The organism is Kaistia hirudinis, from assembly GCF_014196455.1.
In the GTDB taxonomy this organism is placed as follows: Bacteria; Pseudomonadota; Alphaproteobacteria; order Rhizobiales; family Kaistiaceae; genus Kaistia; species Kaistia hirudinis.
The window spans coordinates 1-5,705 of record NZ_JACIDS010000012.1; the positions used below are offsets into that span (position 1 = coordinate 1).

Here is a 5,705-nt window from a genome sequence, read left to right on the forward strand (position 1 = left end):
CAACGACGCGGACGACGCTGTTGTCTGCGAGACGAAAAACTCGTCTCTGAGTTTTGGGTCTTGCGGCGGTGGGTTGGACGGGTTATATGGCGGCGGAAGCTGCTGCGACGGCGAAGCGGATTGAATGATCTGTGGCTGTTGCGAGACGGATTTAGGTCTGTCTGTTGTTTGACAATTGAATTGGAAGAAAGAGAAACGTGGACGGCGGGATCCTTGCGGATGCCGGTGGAAGCGGAAGGCCTGAGGGTTTTCTGGTGAAGCTGGTGTCGGAGATTTTGGCGGCACTACGTTTCTTTCAAGCTCGCTAGTTGTTTAATCGACAGAGATGTCGGTTGGATGACGGTGTGCTTGGGACTCGTCAATACGTAGTGACCAAGCCAATCAAAGTCTCATTCAATATGAGAGTTTGATCCTGGCTCAGAACGAACGCTGGCGGCAGGCCTAACACATGCAAGTCGAACGCTCCGCAAGGGGAGTGGCAGACGGGTGAGTAACACGTGGGAACCTACCTCGAGGTGCGGAACAACCAAGGGAAACTTTGGCTAATACCGCATGTGCCCTTAGGGGGAAAGATTTATCGCCTTGGGATGGGCCCGCGTCGGATTAGCTAGTTGGTGTGGTAATGGCGCACCAAGGCGACGATCCGTAGCTGGTCTGAGAGGATGATCAGCCACACTGGGACTGAGACACGGCCCAGACTCCTACGGGAGGCAGCAGTGGGGAATATTGGACAATGGGCGCAAGCCTGATCCAGCCATGCCGCGTGTGTGATGAAGGCCTTAGGGTTGTAAAGCACTTTCGCCGATGAAGATAATGACTGTAGTCGGAGAAGAAGCCCCGGCTAACTTCGTGCCAGCAGCCGCGGTAATACGAAGGGGGCAAGCGTTGTTCGGATTTACTGGGCGTAAAGCGTACGTAGGCGGATGATTAAGTCAGGGGTGAAATCCCGGGGCTCAACCTCGGAACTGCCTTTGATACTGGTCGTCTTGAGTCCGGGAGAGGTGAGTGGAACTCCTAGTGTAGAGGTGAAATTCGTAGATATTAGGAAGAACACCAGTGGCGAAGGCGGCTCACTGGCCCGGAACTGACGCTGAGGTACGAAAGCGTGGGGAGCAAACAGGATTAGATACCCTGGTAGTCCACGCCGTAAACGATGGATGCTAGCCGTCGGGGAGCTTGCTCTTCGGTGGCGCAGCTAACGCATTAAGCATCCCGCCTGGGGAGTACGGTCGCAAGATTAAAACTCAAAGGAATTGACGGGGGCCCGCACAAGCGGTGGAGCATGTGGTTTAATTCGAAGCAACGCGCAGAACCTTACCAGCTCTTGACATGTCCGGTATGATTTCCAGAGATGGATCTCTTCAGTTCGGCTGGCCGGAACACAGGTGCTGCATGGCTGTCGTCAGCTCGTGTCGTGAGATGTTGGGTTAAGTCCCGCAACGAGCGCAACCCTCGCCTCTAGTTGCCATCATTCAGTTGGGCACTCTAGAGGGACTGCCGGTGATAAGCCGAGAGGAAGGTGGGGATGACGTCAAGTCCTCATGGCCCTTACGGGCTGGGCTACACACGTGCTACAATGGCGGTGACAATGGGAAGCAAGACCGCGAGGTTGAGCAAATCTCCAAAAGCCGTCTCAGTTCGGATTGTACTCTGCAACTCGAGTGCATGAAGCTGGAATCGCTAGTAATCGTGGATCAGCATGCCACGGTGAATACGTTCCCGGGCCTTGTACACACCGCCCGTCACACCATGGGAGTTGGGTTTACCCGAAGGCAGTGCGCTAACCGCAAGGAGGCAGCTGACCACGGTAGGCTCAGCGACTGGGGTGAAGTCGTAACAAGGTAGCCGTAGGGGAACCTGCGGCTGGATCACCTCCTTTCTAAGGATGATCCTTCAGGACTTCTCACGAGGTTCTATCGGATCTCTTAGGACAATCGGACCGATCGCAAGATCAGGTCTTTGGCGGGGTTCCGCCGTCTTCGTCTCTCTTTCTTCCGCGGATGAGTTTGAGCCGGGCCGGTTATCGGCCGGGCCGTGCGCCGTCATGATGGTGTCTTCGTCGATCGGGTAACCGATGGGCGGGGCGTTGTCGTGTGAAGGCGCCTGCCCGGCACGGACGGGCCCGTAGCTCAGGTGGTTAGAGCGCACGCCTGATAAGCGTGAGGTCGGTAGTTCGAGTCTACCCGGGCCCACCATCGCCTGATCGATCTGGCTTCCGGACTGGCTTCCCTTGAACGAATACCCCTTCGGGGCCTTAGCTCAGCTGGGAGAGCGCCTGCTTTGCAAGCAGGATGTCGTCGGTTCGATCCCGTCAGGCTCCACCATTCATGCAAGAGCGGCTTCGTGCTGCTCCTCATCCGCAAACGAGTTTTGCCGCCGCACCGGCCTGGATCGCACCAGGCTCGCGGATGGCAGGTTGACTGACATTGTGAAGAGAGAAGATCTGTCCGAATGCCCCTCATCAGGGCATATCCCCAGATACGTGCAGGGCCTTCGGGCGTTGTGACGATCGGGCAGATCTCGAAGAAACTGGTCTTTACGAGACTGGCCAATCGGGCAACCGATTGCTGGTCTCACCGTCGTCGATTGCCTGCCTGCCGAGGGCGGGCATCGATAATGAGAGTGATCAAGTGCAAGAAGGGCATTCGGTGGATGCCTTGGCGCTGAGAGGCGATGAAGGACGTGGTACGCTGCGATAAGTCATGGGGAGCCGCGAACAGGCTTTGATCCGTGAATTTCCGAATGGGGGAACCCACCTCGCAAGAGGTATCGTACACTGAATACATAGGTGTACGAAGCGAACCCGGGGAACTGAAACATCTAAGTACCCGGAGGAAAGGACATCAACAGAGACTCCGCTAGTAGTGGCGAGCGAACGCGGACCAGGCCAGTGGCATGAGTGTAAGAACCGGAACCTGTCTGGAAAGCAGGGCCTCAGCGGGTGATAGCCCCGTACGGGTAGAAAGCATTCATGTCCTCGAGTAGGGCGGGACACGTGAAATCCTGTCTGAACATGGGGGGACCACCCTCCAAGCCTAAGTACTCCTCAGCGACCGATAGTGAACAAGTACCGTGAGGGAAAGGTGAAAAGCACCCCGACAAGGGGAGTGAAACAGTTCCTGAAACCGGATGCCTACAAACAGTCGGAGCCTTTGGGTCTTTCTTCGGAAAGGTCCGGGTGACGGCGTACCTTTTGTATAATGGGTCAGCGACTTAATCTGACGAGCAAGCTTAAGCCGATAGGCGTAGGCGCAGCGAAAGCGAGTCTGAATAGGGCATCGAGTTCGTCGGATTAGACCCGAAACCGGGTGATCTAGCCATGAGCAGGCTGAAGGTGCGGTAACACGCACTGAAGGGCCGAACCCACGTCTGTTGAAAAAGACGGGGATGACTTGTGGCTAGGGGTGAAAGGCCAATCAAACTCGGAAATAGCTGGTTCTCCGCGAAATCTATTTAGGTAGAGCGTCGGATGAATACCTCGGGGGGTAGAGCACTGGATGGGCTAGGGGGACTCACCGTCTTACCAAACCTAACCAAACTCCGAATACCCGAGAGTACTATCCGGCAGACAGACGGCGGGTGCTAACGTCCGTCGTCAAAAGGGAAACAACCCTGACCGCCAGCTAAGGCCCCCAAATCATGGCTAAGTGTGAAAGGATGTGGGGATCCCAAAACAACCAGGATGTTGGCTTAGAAGCAGCCATCATTTAAAGAAAGCGTAACAGCTCACTGGTCTAGACAAGGGTTCCTGCGCCGACAATGTAACGGGGCTCAAGCCATGTGCCGAAGCTGCGGATGTGATCGCAAGATCACGTGGTAGCGGAGCGTTCCGTAAGCCAGTGAAGGAAGACCCGTGAGGGCTTCTGGAGGTATCGGAAGTGCGAATGCTGACATGAGTAACGACAAACAGTGTGAGAGACACTGTCGCCGAAAGTCCAAGGGTTCCTGCGTAAAGCTAATCTGCGCAGGGTTAGCCGGCTCCTAAGGCGAGGCCGAAAGGCGTAGTCGATGGGAATGAGGTGAATATTCCTCAGCCTGCGGGTAGTGACGAATACCGTGTATCGTAGGGTCTTATTGGATTGATCCTGCGGTGAAGGTGTTCCAGGAAATAGCTCCCGCGTATAGACCGTACCCTAAACCGACACAGGTGGACTGGTAGAGTATACCAAGGCGCTTGAGAGAATGGTGCTGAAGGAACTCGGCAAATTGCCTCCGTAACTTCGGGAGAAGGAGGCCCTCGGCTTGGGCAACCAGGTCGGGGGGGCACAGACTAGGGGGTAGCGACTGTTTACCTAAAACACAGGGCTCTGCGAAGCCGTAAGGCGACGTATAGGGTCTGACGCCTGCCCGGTGCCGGAAGGTTAAGAGGAGAGGTGCAAGCTTTGAATCGAAGCCCCGGTAAACGGCGGCCGTAACTATAACGGTCCTAAGGTAGCGAAATTCCTTGTCGGGTAAGTTCCGACCTGCACGAATGGCGTAACGACTTCCCCGCTGTCTCCAGCACCTACTCAGTGAAATTGAATTCCCCGTGAAGATGCGGGGTTCCCGCGGTCAGACGGAAAGACCCCATGAACCTTTACTACAACTTTGCACTGGCATTCGTGACGGTATGTGTAGGATAGGTGGTAGGCTTTGAAGCATGGGCGCCAGCTCGTGTGGAGCCACCCTTGAAATACCACCCTTACTGTTATGGATGTCTAACCGCGGCCCGTCATCCGGGTCCGAGACAGTGCATGGTGGGTAGTTTGACTGGGGCGGTCGCCTCCCAAAGTGTAACGGAGGCGCGCGATGGTGGGCTCAGAGCGGTCGGAAATCGCTCGTCGAGTGCAATGGCATAAGCCCGCCTGACTGCGAGACTGACAAGTCGAGCAGAGACGAAAGTCGGCCATAGTGATCCGGTGGTCCCACGTGGACGGGCCATCGCTCAACGGATAAAAGGTACTCTGGGGATAACAGGCTGATGATGCCCAAGAGTCCATATCGACGGCATCGTTTGGCACCTCGATGTCGACTCATCACATCCTGGGGCTGGAGAAGGTCCCAAGGGTTCGGCTGTTCGCCGATTAAAGTGGTACGTGAGTTGGGTTCAGAACGTCGTGAGACAGTTCGGTCCCTATCTGCCGTGGGTGTAGGAAAATTGAGAGGATCTGTCCTTAGTACGAGAGGACCGGGATGGACGTACCTCTGGTGGACCTGTTGTGGCGCCAGCCGCATTGCAGGGTAGCTATGTACGGACGGGATAACCGCTGAAAGCATCTAAGCGGGAAACCCACCTCAAAACGAGTTTTCCCTGAAGAGTCGTGGTAGACCACCACGTTGATAGGCCGGGTGTGGAAGTGCGGCAACGCATGCAGCTTACCGGTACTAATAACTCGTTCGGCTTGAACACTCTCATTAACAATGCCCGCCACAAGCGGTTCGACGACAATCAAAACCAGTTTCTTCGCTTCTTCGATGTGCTTCGCCGGCCTGGTGGTCATGGCGAGGGGCCTGAACCCGATCCCATTCCGAACTCGGCCGTTAAACCCCTCCGCGCCAATGGTACTTTGTCTTAAGACACGGGAGAGTAGGTCGCCGCCAGGCCTGCAAAGCACATCGAATTCCTCTCAACACAATGTCCCCCATCCAAAAAGCCCCGGCCGGATTAATATCCGCCGGGGCTTTTTGTCGTTCCAGAGGCCGGCGGAAGAGGCTCCACGGGGCCC

At 55.9% G+C, this 5,705-nt stretch carries 2 tRNA genes and 3 rRNA genes; all 5 read left to right on the forward strand.

Annotation, left to right across the window (positions count from 1 at the left end):
• Positions 1–394: 394 nt before the first annotated feature.
• The 5 genes from GGR25_RS24505 to rrf all read left to right on the forward strand — a co-directional run bounded on the left by GGR25_RS24505 (position 395) and on the right by rrf (position 5,583).
• Positions 395–1,879 (forward strand): 16S ribosomal RNA (locus GGR25_RS24505).
• A gap of 239 nt (positions 1,880–2,118) precedes the next feature.
• Positions 2,119–2,195: transfer RNA gene (locus GGR25_RS24510), tRNA-Ile, on the forward strand.
• 53 nt (positions 2,196–2,248) lie between these two features.
• A tRNA-Ala gene (locus GGR25_RS24515) sits at positions 2,249–2,324 on the forward strand.
• 300 nt (positions 2,325–2,624) lie between these two features.
• Positions 2,625–5,389, forward strand: a 23S ribosomal RNA gene (locus tag GGR25_RS24520).
• Between the two features lie 79 nt (positions 5,390–5,468).
• Positions 5,469–5,583: ribosomal RNA gene (gene rrf / locus GGR25_RS24525) — 5S ribosomal RNA — on the forward strand.
• The 16S, 23S and 5S rRNA genes sit together here with 2 tRNA genes alongside, the layout of an rRNA operon.
• Positions 5,584–5,705: the final 122 nt, after the last annotated feature.